This is a genomic window from Microbacterium aquimaris (assembly GCF_039531285.1).
Classification (GTDB): Bacteria; Actinomycetota; Actinomycetes; order Actinomycetales; family Microbacteriaceae; genus Microbacterium; species Microbacterium aquimaris.
On sequence record NZ_BAAAPT010000002.1, the window covers coordinates 805452 to 822180 of the forward strand.

19 protein-coding genes are annotated in these 16729 nt (G+C 69.0%); 11 read left to right on the forward strand and 8 right to left on the reverse strand.

What is annotated here, in order from left to right:
• Window positions 1-3: 3 nt before the first annotated feature.
• Together ABD204_RS13425 and ABD204_RS13430 are read left to right on the forward strand one after the other, a co-directional pair.
• A complete protein-coding gene (locus ABD204_RS13425; RefSeq protein WP_194424405.1) occupies window positions 4-1131 on the forward strand; it encodes a cysteine desulfurase family protein in 1128 nt (375 codons plus the stop codon).
• A gap of 26 nt (window positions 1132-1157) precedes the next feature.
• Entirely contained in the window at window positions 1158-2120 is a 963-nt protein-coding gene (locus tag ABD204_RS13430) for a glycosyltransferase family 2 protein (RefSeq protein ID WP_194424404.1), read from the forward strand.
• Here ABD204_RS13430 and ABD204_RS13435 read toward each other — a convergent pair.
• On the reverse strand, window positions 2107-4071 hold the full coding sequence (locus tag ABD204_RS13435) for an ABC transporter ATP-binding protein (RefSeq protein ID WP_194424990.1): 1965 nt from the start codon (window positions 4069-4071) through the stop codon (window positions 2107-2109). The two genes, ABD204_RS13430 and ABD204_RS13435, sit on opposite strands and share 14 nt — an antisense overlap.
• 42 nt (window positions 4072-4113) lie before the next feature.
• On the opposite strand from ABD204_RS13435, the gene ABD204_RS13440 reads away from it, so the two are divergent.
• From ABD204_RS13440 to ABD204_RS13450, 3 genes are all read left to right on the forward strand, one after another.
• A complete protein-coding gene (locus ABD204_RS13440; protein ID WP_194424403.1) occupies window positions 4114-4314 on the forward strand; it encodes a hypothetical protein in 201 nt (66 codons plus the stop codon).
• Window positions 4315-4463: 149 nt separating this feature from the next.
• On the forward strand, window positions 4464-5978 hold the full coding sequence (locus ABD204_RS13445) for an MDR family MFS transporter (RefSeq protein WP_194424402.1): 1515 nt from the start codon (window positions 4464-4466) through the stop codon (window positions 5976-5978).
• A gap of 100 nt (window positions 5979-6078) precedes the next feature.
• Window positions 6079-6633, forward strand: a complete 555-nt coding sequence (locus ABD204_RS13450) for a type 1 glutamine amidotransferase domain-containing protein (RefSeq protein WP_194424989.1) — start codon at window positions 6079-6081, stop codon at window positions 6631-6633.
• Window positions 6634-6842: 209 nt separating this feature from the next.
• Here the strand turns inward: ABD204_RS13450 and ABD204_RS13455 are convergent, their stop codons facing one another.
• Complete coding sequence (locus ABD204_RS13455) at window positions 6843-7733, reverse strand: metalloregulator ArsR/SmtB family transcription factor (RefSeq protein ID WP_194424401.1); 891 nt, start codon at window positions 7731-7733, stop codon at window positions 6843-6845.
• A 157-nt stretch (window positions 7734-7890) separates the two neighbouring features.
• Here ABD204_RS13455 and ABD204_RS13460 point away from each other — a divergent pair, with 157 nt between their 5' ends.
• From ABD204_RS13460 to ABD204_RS13470, 3 genes are all read left to right on the forward strand, one after another.
• Window positions 7891-8631, forward strand: a complete 741-nt coding sequence (locus ABD204_RS13460) for a glucose 1-dehydrogenase (RefSeq protein ID WP_194424400.1) — start codon at window positions 7891-7893, stop codon at window positions 8629-8631.
• Window positions 8632-8740: 109 nt separating this feature from the next.
• Window positions 8741-9367 carry a TetR/AcrR family transcriptional regulator gene (locus tag ABD204_RS13465; protein WP_194424399.1) on the forward strand — a complete coding sequence of 209 codons (627 nt, stop codon included), beginning with the start codon at window positions 8741-8743 and terminating at the stop codon, window positions 9365-9367.
• A gap of 60 nt (window positions 9368-9427) precedes the next feature.
• Window positions 9428-9934 (forward strand): GNAT family N-acetyltransferase, encoded by a 507-nt coding sequence (locus ABD204_RS13470; protein ID WP_194424398.1) that lies wholly within the window; start codon window positions 9428-9430, stop codon window positions 9932-9934.
• Window positions 9935-9966: 32 nt separating this feature from the next.
• Here the strand turns inward: ABD204_RS13470 and ykgO are convergent, their stop codons facing one another.
• Window positions 9967-10089, reverse strand: a complete 123-nt coding sequence (ykgO, locus tag ABD204_RS13475; protein WP_023951906.1) for a type B 50S ribosomal protein L36 — start codon at window positions 10087-10089, stop codon at window positions 9967-9969.
• Window positions 10090-10166: 77 nt separating this feature from the next.
• Between ykgO and ABD204_RS13480 the strand changes: the two genes are divergently transcribed.
• The gene (locus ABD204_RS13480; protein ID WP_194424397.1) at window positions 10167-11162 is read left to right on the forward strand and encodes a GTP-binding protein; all 996 of its coding nucleotides are present in this window, start codon (window positions 10167-10169) and stop codon (window positions 11160-11162) included.
• Between the two features lie 21 nt (window positions 11163-11183).
• Here the strand turns inward: ABD204_RS13480 and ABD204_RS13485 are convergent, their stop codons facing one another.
• A complete protein-coding gene (locus ABD204_RS13485; RefSeq protein ID WP_322597580.1) occupies window positions 11184-11840 on the reverse strand; it encodes an arsenate reductase ArsC in 657 nt (218 codons plus the stop codon).
• Complete coding sequence (locus ABD204_RS13490) at window positions 11837-12253, reverse strand: arsenate reductase ArsC (RefSeq protein ID WP_194424396.1); 417 nt, start codon at window positions 12251-12253, stop codon at window positions 11837-11839. Before ABD204_RS13490 ends, ABD204_RS13485 begins: the two co-directional genes overlap by 4 nt.
• 103 nt (window positions 12254-12356) lie before the next feature.
• On the opposite strand from ABD204_RS13490, the gene ABD204_RS13495 reads away from it, so the two are divergent.
• Complete coding sequence (locus ABD204_RS13495) at window positions 12357-12785, forward strand: hypothetical protein (RefSeq protein WP_194424395.1); 429 nt, start codon at window positions 12357-12359, stop codon at window positions 12783-12785.
• Window positions 12786-12801: 16 nt separating this feature from the next.
• On the opposite strand, the gene ABD204_RS13500 is transcribed toward ABD204_RS13495, so the two are convergent.
• The 3 genes from ABD204_RS13500 to ABD204_RS13510 all read right to left on the reverse strand — a co-directional run bounded on the left by ABD204_RS13500 (window position 12802) and on the right by ABD204_RS13510 (window position 15532).
• Complete coding sequence (locus ABD204_RS13500; protein ID WP_206697361.1) at window positions 12802-13113, reverse strand: hypothetical protein; 312 nt, start codon at window positions 13111-13113, stop codon at window positions 12802-12804.
• Window positions 13110-14231: a TFIIB-type zinc ribbon-containing protein gene (locus tag ABD204_RS13505; RefSeq protein WP_194424394.1), complete on the reverse strand. Its 1122-nt coding sequence runs from the start codon at window positions 14229-14231 to the stop codon at window positions 13110-13112. The genes ABD204_RS13500 and ABD204_RS13505 overlap by 4 nt, the downstream gene beginning before the upstream one ends.
• A 110-nt stretch (window positions 14232-14341) precedes the next feature.
• Window positions 14342-15532, reverse strand: a complete 1191-nt coding sequence (locus tag ABD204_RS13510; RefSeq protein WP_194424393.1) for an SHOCT domain-containing protein — start codon at window positions 15530-15532, stop codon at window positions 14342-14344.
• 329 nt (window positions 15533-15861) lie between these two features.
• Between ABD204_RS13510 and ABD204_RS13515 the strand changes: the two genes are divergently transcribed.
• On the forward strand, window positions 15862-16710 hold the full coding sequence (locus tag ABD204_RS13515) for an SDR family oxidoreductase (RefSeq protein WP_194424392.1): 849 nt from the start codon (window positions 15862-15864) through the stop codon (window positions 16708-16710).
• The last annotated feature ends 19 nt before the right edge of the window (window positions 16711-16729 follow it).

Here is a 16729-nt window from a genome sequence, read left to right on the forward strand (position 1 = left end):
CCGATGAGCGGACTGTATCTCGACAACGCCGCGACGACGCCGGTGCGGCGCGAGGTGCTCGAGGCGATGGCGCCGCTGCTGACCACCACGTACGGGAACCCCTCCAGCCACCACACCGTCGGCGAGCGCGCCGCCGCCGCGCTGGATGATGCCCGACGACGTGTCGCCCGCGTGCTGGGCGTGCGGGCCGGCGATGTCGTGTTCACCTCCGGGGGCACCGAGGCGAACAACCTCGCCGTCAAAGGCATCGCCCTCGCGGCCCTGCAGAACACGGGTGCACGGCATGTGGTGACCACGCCCATCGAGCACGAGTCGGTGCTCGCCTCGATCGACTACCTGCGGCGCCTGCACGGTGTCGAGGTCACGAGGCTGCCGGTGGATCGGCATGGCCTGGTCGACCCAGACGACCTCCGACGCTCGATCCGCCCCGACACCTCGGTCATCTCTATCGGTCTGGCCAACAACGAGATCGGCACGGTCCAGGACGCCGGGGGCCTGGTCGACGCGAGCGGCCGCGTGCCGCTGCACCTGGACGCCGTGCAGGCTGCCGGATGGCTCCCCCTCGCCGGCCTCGGCGTCGACGCACTCACCCTGGCGGGCCACAAGCTGGGCGCGCCGAAGGGGATCGGGGTGGCGATGGTGCGAGGACGCATCCCCCTCGAACCGGTCGTGCACGGCGGTGGTCAACAGCGCGGACGCCGCTCGGGTACCGAGAACGTCGCCGGCGCAGTGGGCATCGCGACCGCCCTGGAACTCGCCGAATCCGAGCGGGAGGACGCGACCGCACGGGTCGCCGGCGTGCGAGACGCCTTCATCGCCCGGGTGCGGGAGAAGGTTCCGACCGCGCACCTCACGGGGCACCCGGATCGCCGGCTGCCCGGCACGGCGAGCTTCACCTTCGCCGGGACCAGCGGCGAGGCGGTGCTGCTCGAACTCGAGCGACGCGGGGTGGTCTCCTCGAGCGGCTCGGCGTGTGCGGCGGGCAGCGACGACGCGTCGCACGTCCTCGTCGCGATCGGGGTCGACCCCGACGTGGCCCGCACCGCGGTACGGTTCACCCTCCCCCACACCTGGCGGGGCACGCTGGACCCGGTCGCCGATGCCGTCGCGGCCGCCGTCGCAGCCGTCTGACCTCGGGCGCCCGTAGGATCGAGCTCGTGACGCGTCCCTCGATCACGATGGTCGTCCCCGGCTGGAACGTCGTCGACTACGCGCCGGCGGCACTGGCGTCCTTGCGTGCACAGACCCGCGAGGACTGGACGGCCATCCTCGTCGACGATGCCTCCGACGACGGCACCGCGGCGCTCTTCGCCGCCGCGGCCGCCTCGGACGCGCGATTCCGCGTGGTCCATCATCCGCGCCGCCGCGGTCTCGGCGCGGCCCGCAACAGTGGCCTGGCACACCTCGAGACCCCGTTCGTCGGGTTCCTCGACGCCGACGACGAGCTGACCCCCGGCGCACTGGAAACGCTTGTGGGGGCCGTGGAGGACAGCGGGAGCGACTTCGCCGTCGGCGCCTACACCCGGCTACGCCCGGACGGGACGGGCGGGTATCTCGAAGGGGAGGTCCAGCCCTGGGTCGCCGCGTCCACATCCCCCGCACGTCGGGCGACCACCCTGGCGGAGCATCCCGCGGCGGGAGGGAACGTCGTCGCGTGGTCGAAGGTGAGCCGGACGGACTTCTGGCGTCGTGCCGATCTGCACTTCCCGGAGGGACGCCTGTACGAAGATCAGGTGGTCGCGCAGCGGATGTACACCCGTGCCCGACGGTTCGACACCGTGACCGAGGTCGTGGTCCGGTGGCGCGTGCGGCCGGACGGCTCGTCCATCACCCAGAACGAGGCCCGCCTGGACGTCCTGCGCGACTGCCTCGATGCGATGACCGCCGGGCTCGACGTCCTCGAGCGGTCCGGGATCACGAACGCCCTCCAGGCGCGCGTCGAGCTGATTCTGACGATGGATGTGCCGCGGCTGGCCGCGATCGCCGAGGACCACCCCGATGCGTCCTACCGGAGACTGTTGGGTGCGTTCACCCGCCGCGTGTGGCACCGCGCCGATGTGGCGCGCGCGCACCTGGACGCCGGGCTCCGGACCCGGATCGACGCGGTCACCCTCTGGTGACCGGTCCCGGATCCACGATGTCGTCGGGGGCGCGGTCGGCGCGCCGCTCCGGCAACGGCGGGTGCGGCTCGGCCTCCTCGGTCTGGAGGATCCGCGATGCGGCCACCTGCTGCGCCGCGAGTTCCGCGTAGAGCCCGCCTCGGGCCAGGAGCTCGGCGTGGCTGCCGGACTCGACGATGCGTCCCGCGTCGACGACGTGGATGACATCGGCCGCGATCACCGTCGACAGGCGGTGGGCGATCGACAGGGTGGTGCGCCCCCGCGAAGCGGCATCCAACGCCTCCTGCACGACGCGCTCCGAGACGGTGTCCAGCGCCGAGGTCGCCTCGTCGAGCAGGAGCACGGGAGGATCCTTCAGCAGGACGCGCGCGATCGCGATGCGCTGCTTCTCCCCGCCCGACAACCGGTAGCCGCGCTCGCCCACGATCGTGTCGTAGCCGTCGGTGAACCGCTCGATCACGTGATGGATGTTCGCCGCCCGGCACGCCGCGACGAGTTCGTCGTCGGTTGCGTCGGGCTTGGCATAGCGGAGGTTCTCGCGGATGGACGCGTGGAACAGGTAGGTCTCCTGCGACACGATCCCGACGTGGTCGATGATCGACGCGGCTCGGAGGGAATCCACGTCGGCGCCCGCGAAGAGGACCTCTCCCCCGCTGGCGGCGTACATCCGCGGCGTGAGGTAGAGGATCGTGGTCTTGCCCGCGCCCGAGGGGCCGACGAAGGCGACGTGCTGGCCGGGTTCGACCCGGAAGGTCACCCCGTCCAGGGTCGCGGGGGTCTGCGGCGCCGCATCCGGGTATCGGAACTCGACGTCGCGGAACTCGACGCGTCCGAGGGGGCCCGGCGCCTGGTCGACGTCGATCGCGTCGGCACGGTCGGTGATCGTCGGGGTCAGATCGAGGTACTCGAAGATGCGGGCGAACAGCGCCGCCGAGGTCTGCAGGTCCAACGCCACGCGCATCAGCCCCATCAGCGGCATGAGCAGGCGCGCCTGGACCGTGGTGAAAGCGACGATCGTTCCCGCGGTGAGGTCGTCGGCACCGCCGGTGATGAGATAGCCCGCGACGAGATAGATGACGGCGGGAACGCTCGACATGAGCACTTGCACCACCGCGAAGAATCCCTGCCCGCTCATGGCGCGGCGCACCTGGAGGCGCACCTGGTTGCGGTTCTCCTCCTGGTAGCGATGGGATTCGGTCCGCTGCCGGTTGAAGGACTTCGACAACAGGATGCCCGAGACGCTGAGGGTCTCCTGCGTGATCGCGCTCAGCTCCGACAGGGACTCCTGCGTCTCACCGGCGATCCGCGCGCGCACCTGCCCCACCCGCCGTTGCACGATCACGAGGAAAGGCATGATCGCCACCGCGATGAGGGTCAGGCGCCAGTCGATGATGAGCATGGCCACCAACGACGCCACGACGGTGACGGCGTTGCCGAGGATGCTCGTGACCGTGTTCGTGAGGACCCCCGCGACGCCTCCGACGTCGTTCTGCAGGCGGGATTGGATCGCGCCGGTCTTGGTGCGGGTGAAAAACGCCAGCTCCATCGACTGGAGGTGCTCGAACAGCCGCACCCGCAGATCACCGGTGACGGCATTGCCGACGGTGGCGGTGAGCCAGGTCTGCGCCACGGACAACCCGGACGAAAGCAGGAACAACCCGATCATGGCGCCGACCAGGATGATCAGCAGCCGCAGATCCGGCGCCGAACCGTCGACGGGGAACAGTGCGTCGTCGAAGATCCTCTGCACCAGCAACGGCGGGACGACGGCGACGGCCGCACCGACGACCACCAGTGTGGCCGTCACCACGATCCGCCCCGTGTACGGGCGGAACAGCGCCACCACGCGGTGGCCGAGGTCGGGGACCTTCGGCGCTTGCGCGTTGCGTCGCCGCTGTGCCGCTTCGTCGACGCCGCGGAACCCTCCCCCGCGACCGGGAGGTCCGAGCATCGTCATGGAATCAGGCTAATCGCGCACGGTAGGCTCGGCTCCATGAGCACCTCCGGCGAACACCCCGCACACGACGGATCCGACCTCGACGCACTGCGCGCCGAGATCGACGAGCTGAAGAAGGTGCCCGAGGAGGAGATGGTCAACCCCACTCCCCGGGGCTGGGAAGGCCGCGAGCCGACCCCTTCCCCCACCGACTCGATCGGTTCCGAGCGCTGGGAAGACACGACCTCGGAGGACTGACCTCCACCGCGTCTTCACCACCGATCCCCCCGGATCGGGAATAACGCCGTCGTCGGTCGCGGTTAGCCTGTCGTGGGCGCCGCCCTCGGCGTCCTCGCGCGTGCGCGCGCCCCAGTCCTCGCTTCCGCGACCGTACCATCGGAGATCCCATGGCTGCCACCGACGTCACCCCCGGCACCGGCAGTGTGGCGCTCCCGCGCACCGACGTCGTCTCGGCCGACGGCAATCGCGCCATCTGGCTCCTGCTGGCGGCCGCCTTCGTCGCGATCTTGAACGAGACGACGATGGGGGTCGCGATCCCGCACCTCATCACCGACTTGGGCATCACCGCCGTCGCGGCCCAGTGGCTGACCACCGCGTTCATGCTCACGATGGCCGTGGTCATCCCGATCACGGGGTTCCTGTTGCGCCGGTTCCCGACCCGGATGATGTTCATCGCCGCGATGAGCCTGTTCTCGACGGGCACTTTGATCGCCCTGATCGCCCCCGGCTTCACGGTGCTCCTGCTCGGCCGTGTGGTGCAGGCCTCCGGAACGGCGATCATGATGCCGTTGCTGATGACGACGATCATGAACGTCGTCCCCGCCCACGCCCGCGGCCGCATGATGGGCCGCGTGAGCATGGTCATCGCGCTGGCACCGGCGATCGGTCCGACGATGTCGGGCGTACTGCTGGACACGCTGGGATGGCGGTGGATCTTCGGGATCGTCCTGCCGATCGCTTTGGCCGCCCTGGCCGTCGGCGCGATCTGGATCCGCAACATCGGCGAGACGATCCGCGAGCCGATCGACGCCCTCTCGGTCGTGCTGTCCGCCTTCGGCTTCGGTGGCGTCGTGTACGGCCTCAGCCAGATCGGCGGGGCGGCCGCGCACGGCGGGACGGCAGCCGAAAAGGCCGCCGGCGCCCAGGCGACCACGACGCTGATCGTGTCGCTGTCGGTGGGTGTGGTCTCGCTCGCCCTGTTCGCCTGGCGCCAGATAGCCCTGCAGACCCGTGGCGTGCCGCTGCTGGACCTGCGGGTGTTCCGCTCGATGAACTTCTCCCTCTCGGTCGCCCAGTTCGGCCTGCTGTCGGTGTCGTTCTTCGGCGCGATCACCGTCATCCCCCTCTACATGCAGAACGTGTTGCAGGCATCCGCCTCCGTCACCGGTCTCGTCGTGCTCCCCGGTGCGTTGCTGATGGGACTGGCCGGGCCGGTGGTCGGGCGGATCTACGACCGCTTCGGACCTCGCGTGCTGCTGTTCCCCGGCTCGATCATCGCCTCGGGTGTGCTGTGGATGTTCACCACCTTCGACCAGGACACGACCATCTGGATGATCCTGATCGCCCAGACCGCTCTCTCGCTGGGGCTCGCGATGTCCTTCACCCCGCTGTTCACCGCGTCGTTGGCCTCGCTCCCGCGTCGCTACTACTCGTACGGGTCCGCGGTGGTCAGCACGACGCAGCAGGTCGGCGGCGCCGCCGGCATCGCCTTGCTGGTGGCGGTGATGTCGGGGGTGCAGACCTCGGCCATGGAATCCGGCGTGGACGAGTTGACCGCCGGCGCCCAGGGCGCTCATGCGGCCTTCCTCATCGCCGCGATCGTGTCGCTGACGCTCATCGTGGGGGCGTTCTTCATCCGTAAGCCGGATGACGACGACGCACCGGCGGCGGTGGCGCACTGACCTCGACGTCGCGCTAGCGACGAGCAGACCGCCGCGCAATCCCCTCCTTCCGATCGTCGGCGCCTCCTAGCGTGGAGGCCGACCGACCGAAAGGAGCCACATCTTGACCGAGAACATCGATGGCAAGAAGGTCGCGTTCCTCCTGACCGACGGGTTCGAGGACAGCGAGCTGACCAGTCCCTGGGCGGCGGTGACCGAGGCGGGGGCGACGGCCACGCTCGTCTCGCCCGCGGAGGGGACCGTCACCGGCAAGAACGGGCACGAGCAATCCGTGGATCTCGCCGTCTCCGACGCCGGCGTCGGCGACTTCGACGCGCTCGTGCTTCCCGGCGGCGTGGTCAACGCCGACCATCTTCGGATGGATGACCGCGCGGTGGCTTTCGTGCGCGGTTTCTTCGACGCGCACAAGCCGGTGTCGGCGATCTGCCACGGGTCGTGGATCCTCGCCGAAGCCGGCGTGCTCGAGGGCCGGACGCTCACCAGCTACCCCAGCTTGAAGACCGACCTGCGCAACGCCGGCGCGACGTGGGTCGACGAGGAAGTGGTCGTCGACCAGGGCCTGACTTCCAGCCGCACCCCCGATGACCTCCCCGCCTTCAACGCCAAGACGGTCGAGGAGATCGCCGAAGGAAAGCACTCGGGACAGACCGCCTGACGTCGGCGGGCCCGGGCGGGAGGGCCGGTGACGGCGATCGTCACCGGCCCTCGTCGCCGGCAGCGGTCACTGTCCGCCGCAACCGCTCCCGCCGCAGCACGAACCCTGCGATCCGGTATCGATGGTGGTCAGCACGATCTTGTCTTCGACCTCGGGGGTCGGGGTGTTCGACGTCTCCATCCCCCGATCGTAGCCCCGATGCGGGTGCTTCAGGCCGCGGGCACCAGCTCGGCGTAGAGCTCGCGCACACGCCGCGCGATGTCGTCGCGGATCTCACGCACATCGGCCAGCGGCAACCCCGCGGGGTCCTCCAGATCCCAGTCCAGATACCTCCGCCCCGGCAACACCGGGCACGCGTCGCCGCACCCCATCGTGATCACGACGCTCGCCGCACGGACGGCCTCGTCGGTGAGCGGTTTCGGGAAGTCTCCCGTGGCGGGCACGCCGATCTCGTCGAGCGCGGCGATGATCGTCGAGCGCACATCGGTCGCCGGTTCGGATCCGGCCGTGGCGACGCGGATCCGGTCACCGGCCAGGTGACGGAGGATACCGGCGGCCAGTTGCGACCGACCCGCATTCTGCACGCAGACGAACAGCACCTCCGGGGTGGCGTCACGGTCGCCGTCGGCGCGTGCGAGAGCATCGAGCCGCGCCGACGCGAAAGCCGCCGTGCGGGACGCGAGATACGGCGTGGAGGCGCTCGCGTCGCGGAGCAGCTCCGAGCTGTCATGGACGATCCGCCGGATCGTCTCTTCGCCGAAGACGCCACGGAACCTCAGAGAGAGGTCGGCGACGATCCGGCCGAGGTCGGGCTCGGCGGCCGCGCCGGCCCCGAGGAAGGCCGACACCCGGTCGTACTCATCGGGGTCGATGGCGTACCACACACGACGCCCCTCGGGATGGCGCCTCACGAACCCCTCGGCCAGCAACGCCTTCATGTGGTGGCTGACGGTCGGTTGGGTCAGTTCGAGAGCGGCCGCCAGCTCGCCCACGAGCGCGCGCCCCTCGTCGCTGTCGCGGATGAGTCGGAGGATGCGGGAACGGGTCGGGTCGGCGAGCAACGCGAGACGGCGGTCGTCGACCTCTGACGGAGCACCCATAGACAACAGTCTATCTGTACGAAGTGGGACGCGACGGCGCCGAGATCTCGCCATCGACGGCCCGAGCGCTATACGACAGTTGTAGATTAGATGTGGTCGCGGCACTCGCGACCACCCGGCCATGATCCGGGTCTCAGGGAAGAGAAAGGTGTATCTCATGGCACGTGTGCAGAACAAGGTCGCACTCATCAGCGGTGGCGCTCGCGGAATGGGGGCCTCGCACGCGAAGCTCCTCGTCGCGGAGGGCGCGAAGGTCGTGATCGCGGACATCCTGGACGAGGAGGGCACCGCTCTGGCCGAGGAGCTCGGCGACGCCGCGCGCTACGTGCACCTCGACGTGACGAGCTTCGACCAGTGGCAGGCGGCGGTCCAGACAGCCGTCGACCAGTTCGGAGGCCTGGACGTCCTGGTCAACAACGCCGGCATCGCCAACTTCGGATCGATCGAGGACTACTCCCTGGAGGACTGGGACAAGATCATCGCGATCAACCTGACCGGCGTGTTCTACGGCACCAAGGCGGTCATCGAGCCGATGAAACAGCGCGGTAGCGGATCGATCATCAACATCTCCTCGACGGCGGGACTGCAGGGCTACGAGGCGTTGCCGGGATACAACGCGGCGAAGTTCGGCGTGCGTGGACTCTCCAAGAGCACCGCGCTCGATCTCGGCAAGTACAACATCCGGGTCAACTCGGTGCACCCCGGGGTCATCCGCACCCCGATGACGGAGTCGCTGGAGACCCCGCAGAACCATGTCGCGCTGCACCGCGTCGGCGAGCCGATCGAGCTGTCGAACATGATCCTGTTCCTCGCGTCGGACGAGTCGAGCTTCTCGACGGGTGCGGAGTTCGTGGCCGACGGTGGCGAGACCGCGGGACTTTCGCACTACGAGTCCTGAGCCTGCCGGGGATGGTGGGCGACGCGCAGGACACCGTCGCCCCCATCCCCACCGTGGACGGATAACCTGATGCGACGCGCACCGCGCGGCGTCCGAACCCGGAGGGATCATGCACGAGGACCCCCGATTCGTCCGTAGCCGCGAGTCGCTGAGGAGCACTCTCCACCGCCTCGTCCTCACCACGCCCCTGGCCGAGATCTCCGTCTCCGTCCTGTGTCGAGAGGCGGGGGTGCACCGCACGACCTTCTACCGTCACGCACGAAGCGTGCGCGATCTCGCCATCGCCGAGTTCGTGGCCGACATCCAGAAGCTGACGACCGTTCCCGTGGAACCTTCGACGGAGGCCTCGCGCGACGTCGCACGACGATACGAGCACTCTCTGCAGCAGGTGCTCGAACTGGTCGCCGGCGAACGCGCCGTGTACCGCGCCCTCTTCGGCTCGTACGCGCACGATTCGTTCCCGGCGGCACTGGTCACCGTCATGCGACCGCAGGCGCTGAAGGCCGTCCACGTGTTCCGCACACAGGGTGTGCCGGGGGCGCCGTCCACCGACCATGAATGCGAGGAGGCCGCCGCCTTCATCGCGGGCGCCTTCGTCGGCGTCATCGACGCGTGGGTGACCTCGGGCGAGACCGACGCGACCGCCGCGGCGCGGCGCATCACCCACCTGATGCCCGGATGGTGGCCGCACCCGGACACGAGCGCTCAGGGAACGGGCGGCGAGACTCCCGTATGAGCCGGCCCGCGACCCGCGAGCCCCGCGGCGCACGCCGGTGGTGAGCCCTAACCTGGGGCGGTGACACCGCGCGATCTCCCCCACGGCGCCGTCTTGCGCCCCGCCCGCCCCGGCGACGAGCCGGGCCTGCTCGAGTGCATCCATCAGCTCGCGGTCTACGAACGCGAGCCCGATGCGGTCGAGAACACCATCGAGCGGATCTCCGCGAGCTTCTTCGGCCCCGACCCGAAGGCGTTCGCGCATGTCGTCGAGCGAGGCGGCGCGATCGTCGGCATCGCGGTGTGGTTCCTCACCTACTCGACCTGGACGGGCGCGCACGGCATCTGGCTGGAGGACCTGTTCGTCGCGGAGAGCGAGCGCGGGCGCGGGTTCGGCAAAGCCCTCATCGCCTCCCTCGCCCGCGAGTGCACGATCCGGGGGTACGCGCGCCTGGAATGGACCGTGCTGGATTGGAACGCACCCTCCATCGCCTTCTACCGGTCGCTCGGCGCGACGCCGATGGGCGAATGGACCACGCAGCGACTGACCGGCGAACCGCTCGCCACCCTCGGCGCCGCCCTGGACTGACGCACCGACGCCGACGCCGTCGCACGTCGGGGTCAGCCCTGGCGACCTTTGAAGCGGGGATTGAGTTTGTTGATGACGTAGACGCGACCGCGGCGACGGACGACCTGCGCCCCCGGCTGATTCTTGAGTGACTTGATCGATGCGCGGACCTTCACGCGAACCCCTTACTTGAGAATGATTTTCACTTCAGCTTATGCTTCAAGGGTTTCCCGCGCAATCGAGAGCGAGCGCCATGCATCGAAGGACCATCCTCACCGTCGGACTGTGCACCCCGGAACGCCGCCGCTACGCCGGCGAGATCTCCGCCGCGCTCGGACAACCGGTCGTGACGGCGAGCGCCGCCCCTCCCCGCCTGCGGGACCGACTCCTGATCAGCGCACTCGAGGCGGCCCGGGACGCCGGTGATGCGATCGTCGTCGACACCCCACCCGGCGTCGATCTCCCCGCCCTGCTCGACGCCGGCGACGGTGAGGTCGTGTGCGTCGTCGACGCCCGCCATATGCTCGATGATCTGCAGGGCAGCGCGCCGCTCGCGCCGCGCGAGCACGCCCGGGACGACCGCGGGGACATCGGGGCACGGGCCCGCCACGCCGCGCACCTGATCGAGAGTGCTTCCGGTGTGGTGATCGTGGACTGGGAAGACACGCCGACCGAGGACCTGTCGATGATGATGGCCATCGTCTCCCACCTGAACCCGGGGTGCCGCATCCGTCTCTCCCGCAACGCGGTCGAGGATCTGCGGGCCCTCACGGCGGGCCCGACGGCTCCGCCGTGGCGGGAGCGTGCGGGATGGGTCCATGCGCTCAACGGTGAGCACGCGCCGTTCATGCGTGACCCGCGCGTGAGCACTCTCCGCTACGAGCAGCTCCGCCCGTTCCAGCCCGCCCGCTTGATGCACGCGCTGGATCGGATCGACGCGGGCGACTGCGGAACGGTCGTGAGGTCGGTCGGGTTCTGCCGCCTCGCGACCCGCCCGGGTGTCCTGGCCCGCTGGGAGCAGGCCGGCTCGGCGATGTGGCTCGACCCGCTCGATGACGACGAAGGATGGCGGGCGACCGTCCAGGAGATCGCCCTGACAGGGATCGACCTCGACGCCGCCGACCTGACGCGGCGGCTCGACGCCGCCGCACTCACCGATGCGGAGCTCGCCGCCGGCCCCGAGTCCTGGCTTCGAGGTGCGGATCCCCTGCCACCGTGGCCGGCGACGGTCGACGAACCGGGCGCCTGAGGCGCCGCCTGCTGCGGGCGTTCAGCCCGCGTGCTGCGGCGAGATCTCGCTGAGCAGCTCCTCGACATGGGCCCGGATCTGATCACGCACGACGCGGACGCCGTCCAGATCGAGTTCCGCCGGGTCATCCAAGTGCCAGTCGAGGTATCGCTTCCCCGGGTACACCGGGCAGGCGTCACCGCACCCCATGGTCACCACCGCGTCGGCTGCGCGGACGACGTCGTCGGTCAGGGGCTTGGGGAACTCCTCCCCCACCTCGATGCCGACCTCGCCGAGCACCGTCACCACCGACGGGAGGATTCCGATCCCCGACGGACTCGATCCCGCCGAGCGGACGTGCACCCGGCCACCGGAGATGTGCCGTGTGAGCGCGGCGGCCATCTGGGACCGCCCGGAGTTCTGCACGCAGACGTAGAGCACCTCGGGCACACGCTTGGCGACGACGCCCTTGGACTGCGCCAGCGCCGTGAGGCGATCGTGCGCGAATTTCTCCGCGAGGGAGGGAAGGTGCGTCTTGATCGACGCGGTGCGCCCCAGCGCCGCATACGACTCGAACACGACCCGCTCGACGGTCTCGGCGTTCACCATCCCGTCGAACTGCTGCGCGAGTCGTTCGGCCGCGCGGTGGAGCACGGCATCGGCGGACAGCAGCGCGTCCTGGCCGCGCGTCTCGGTCACGCCGCACCTTCTTCGGATCCGACCAGGTCGGCCACAAGGGCCTCCACGCGGCCGCGGATCTCGTCGCGGATGGGACGGACCGACTCGATGCCCTGACCGGCCGGGTCTTCGAGTTCCCAGTCCTCGTAGCGCTTGCCGGGGAAGATCGGGCACGCGTCACCGCAACCCATCGTGATGACCACATCGGACTCCTTGACCGCATCGACGGTCAGCACCTTCGGGGTGTTCTCCGCGATGTCGATACCCTCCTCGGCCATCGCCTCGACGGCCACGGGGTTGATCTCGTCCTTGGGGGCCGAGCCGGCCGAGAGCACCTCGATGCGACCGGCGCCGAGCTCGCGCAGGTAGCCGGCGGCCATCTGCGATCGACCGGCGTTGTGGACACAGACGAACAGGACGGTCGGCTTGGTCATGGATGGCTCCTCAAGGTGTGGTGTCGAACCTGATGACAAAAGCATAGACCATCATCTATGGTTTTCGCCGCCCGGGTTCTGCCTCCTGGTAGCGTCGACCCGCATGGGATCACGCTCAGGTCGCATTGCCGCCGCCACGCTCGCCGCGACACTCCTGTCCGGGTGCGCCGCCTCTACCGACGCGCCCGCCACACCGCCGGCGAACGCGTCCGACGCCGACGCGTCACAGCGATTCCCCGACGTCCTCGAGGCGAGCCTGACCCGCGACGGCGAGGCGTACACGATCACCGTGACGATGTCCTCGCCCTACGACACGCCCCAGCGGTACGCCGACGGATGGCGGGTCGTCACGACCGACGGGGCCGTCCTCGCCGAACACACGCTGACCCACGATCACGCCGACGAGCAGCCGTTCACACGGAGCTGCGGGCCGTTCGTCATCCCGCCGGATGCCGACGAGGTCATCATCGAGGGCAGAGACCGCACTCACGGGTACGGCGGCCAGACGATCACCGTGACCGTCGACCGGTGAGTCACACCGTCGCGCCTCACACCCTCCGTACGCGCTCCCGGTAGTCGCGGACGTTGTGCCCTTGCACCAGGCTGCGTTGCGTCCCGCGCACGCTGTCGACCTTCACATCACCGCCGGTCACCGGCTGCGACTCGATCCGGGTCTCCTTCTCGAAGCTGTGCGACTTGTCCGTGTTGCGGTAGTAGCGGTAGAGCACCCCGTACAGCGCACCACCGACCAGCGGGCCGAACAGCAGCATCCATACTTCGCCGCCACCGGAGTCGGATGAACCCTGCGCGATCGGGGCGGTGTACACGAGATCGAGCGCCGCGCTGAACATCCCGATCATGCGCCGACCACCAGGTAGGCGACCGCGAGCGCTTCGAAGACCGTTCCGACGGTCAACGCCGCAAGGAGCAGGCGCCCGTGCGAGACCGGGATACTCCCCATGGTCTCGCCGGTACGACCGTTCACGGCGATGTAGTGGACCATGCCCTTGCCCCCGACCTCGTGATAGTAGGAATAGAGCCACACCGGCAGATACATCGCCACCCATTTGGTCCCGTGGACGTCGACCCGCTCCTTCTCCCACCGGACCCCGCGGCCGTAGGAGCGCACCGAGTCGGCGACTTCCGAACGACCGATCGAGAGCAGCTGGTCCTCCAGGGCCGGTTGCAACTCGGCGACGTCCTGGTCCCGCTTCTCGGACGTGACACCGTTGAGGTAGCTCGCGTTCCAGCGCACCGCGTTCTCCGTGTCGAACGGGAGGATCGCGTTGATGACGTTGTTGGTGTTCACCGCGGTATCCAGATGCGCACGCCGACCCGAGGACTCGAGCGTGAGATCGTCGACGGTGAAATCCACGTGGCGATGCACGTTGTAGATGTCGGCGTCGTAGTAGGTCTTCTTGTCGTTCCCCGAACCGCGCGTGTACTTCTTCGTCTCGATCTCACCGACGCCCCACACGTCGGCGCTCACGTTGCCGTCGACGACCATGTAGGGCATATACACCGGCACGACGTTCTCCGGGGAGAATTCGCGCACGAACCCCCGGTGGGCGAACAGCCGCCGCTTGCCGGCGAACTCCTTGACCTTCCCCACCGCGTCCTCGTGGGAGACGCGGAAGGGAAGGACGGCATCGGGGACCGCGCCGTTCGGGATCTGCTCGTTGACGGTCAGCACATGGCGACACCAGTGGCAGCGGGCTGCCATCTGCTGGTCTGTGTTGATGACCACTTCGGCGCCGCACCCGGCACACTTCATGGTGAGGACGGCATCGACGGCATCATCGATGTCCGCCGCGCCGGAGCCGACGGTCGTCCCCTGCAACTGCGTCAGATCCTCCGCGGAGGAGGCTTCCTCCAGAAGCGACTCCGACCACTCGTGCCGACAGAACAGACAGATCAGCGTGCCGGCCGACGCCCGCAGACTGATGTCGGTCGCCCCACACCGAGGGCACCGGTTCACCCCGTCGGAGAGATCCTCGTTCTGCGTGTGGACAACCTCCGGACCCGACGACGGGGGCGAGGAAGGACCCTCCGGCGGCACGGAATTCGACACGGCGCGCTCCCCGTCGGTCACAGGCCGAGGGCCTTGGCTTTCGCGGCGTCGTAGTCCTCCTGCGTGATGAGGCCGGCGTCGAGCATCTGCTTGAACTTCGCCAGTTTGACCATCGGGTCATCCGCCGCGGGCGCGGCCGCCGGGGCCGCCGGGGCCGCCGGTGTGCTCTGCGCGCCGACACCCGGCACCGGTTGCTGCAGACCTCCCAGTCCCGTCGCGCCTGCGGCCATCCCCATCCCGAAGATCCCGCCGGTGCCGGCGTTCTCGCCCGCGGACTCGAACCCCGACGCCACCGACGCCTGGAGGTTGGAGTTGCCGCGCGCACCGGAGAGCGCATCGGCACGTTGCACGTTGCGCAGCAGCTCACGCGTGTTCTCGTCGTACTCGATCGCGATGATCGCCGTCGACGCGATCTCGAGGCCGCGACCCGACGACCATTGATAGTTCTGTTCCACCGCCGCCGAGAGGCTCTGCGCGAAACCCACCGAATCCTGCTGGATCTTGGTGATCCGATTACCCTTCGACGGGTCGTTCGTGTACATCGAGAAAGCGGGCGCCAGCGAGCCCACGACCTCGTTGAACAGCTGCGAAGCGGCGTCGTTCTCGATGTCGGTGAAGTCGAAGACCGCTCCCGGCTCCAGGTACTTCGCCGGCACGAAGGCACGGACGAACAAGATCGGGTCGACGATCTTCATGGTGTACGTGCCGCGGGTGATCGCGCCCACCTGGGCGTTCATGTACGCGTCGTCCCAATAGATCTCGGACTGCGTTCCGAAGCGGTTGTTCGGCAGTTCCTTGAGCGTGACGAAGTAGGCGCGCTGCTGCGCGCTGGGCCGACCGCCGAACTTGAACCGCTCCCACGAGGTCGTGATGAGCGGGCTGACGATGCCGTCGCCGGCGAAGATCGACTGGGAGTCCTGCTCTTCACTGCTCCACTCGTACGCACCGGCCTCGGCGGCGAATCCGGTGATCGCGCCGTCCTGCATGAGCACCAGCCCGTATCCCTCGGGCACGACGATCTTGCTGCCGTTGGTGATCACACCGTCGGAGCCCTTCGTGTTCGAACCACGGCCGGCATTCTGCCCTCGCGGCACCGCGGAGAACAGCGCCGCCGTCGGCGTCAGGCCCGTGGGCACCGTGTAGAAGTCGGTCCACTGGTCCGCGAGCGTCCCGCCGATGGCGCCGACCGCTGCCTGAAGAAGTCCCACGAAAGCTCCTGTCATCGTCCGTCTACGTCTGAGACAGAGCTTCGGCGCGGCACGAGACACGCGACCACCGGGAGTCGGGACCCCCCGGTCACAGCGTCATCGAGGGCTGTGAAGCCGCTCAGAATCCACTGCGAGCCTAGTGGGAACTCCGCGACGATGTGAAGCGGACCGCCGAGACTCCGCAACACCCCGGTCCCCGGTCCAACGGTCGCGACGAGGCAGGGCCCCGCCACCGGACGGTGGCGAGTCGACGCGGGAATGCGATCGCCCCACGGCGGGTTGGACAGGCGCGAACACCACGCAGACCCGTCTGCCCGAGGAGGACATTCATGTCGGTCGCCGTCACCGCCGCATCCGGACAACTGGGACGCGCCGTCGTCCGGGCACTGATCGCCCACCCCGACGCCCCCGAGGTCGTGGGCCTGGCCCGCACCCCCGCGAAGGCGGCCGATCTGGGGATCGAGGTCCGTTCCGGGGACTACAACGAGCCCGAGCAGCTGGCCGACTCCCTCCGCGGCGTCGACACCGTGCTGCTGGTGTCCGGCTTGGACGCCCCCGAGCTGCGCATCGCGCAGCATCGCAACGTCCTCGACGCCGCACGCCGTGCGGGCGTGCGCAAAGTGGTCTACACGAGCGTCCAGGGCCCCGACGAGGACTCGGCCTTCTCGCCGGTCGTCCAGAGCAACCGGCGCACCGAGCAGGACGTGCGAGAGAGCGGCCTGACCTGGTCGATCGGGCGCAACGGCATCTACATCGAACCCGACGTGGAGTACATCGACGGGTATCGCGCCCGTGGCGAGATCGCCAACAGCGCCGGTGGCGGCCGCTGCGGCTACACCACCCGCGACGAGCTGGCCTTCGCCTACGCACGCCTCCTGCTCGACGACGCCCACGACGGGCGCACGGTGAACCTGAACGGAGAGCCGATCACCCAGCGCGAGCTCGCCGACCATCTCAACCGGACCTTCGGCACGGAGCTGTCCTACCGCGAGATGACCTCGGAGGAGTTCATCGCCGACCGCACGGCCGAGCTCGGCGAGTTCTTCGGACCGATCATCGGCGGGATCTACGACGGCATCCGGGCCGGCGTCTACAGCGACACCGGCGACTTCGCCGAGGTCGCCGGGCGTCCCCACGTCACGTGGGACGAGTACTTCTCCGAGGTCACCCCCCGCTGAAGACCGAAAAGCCTCTCGC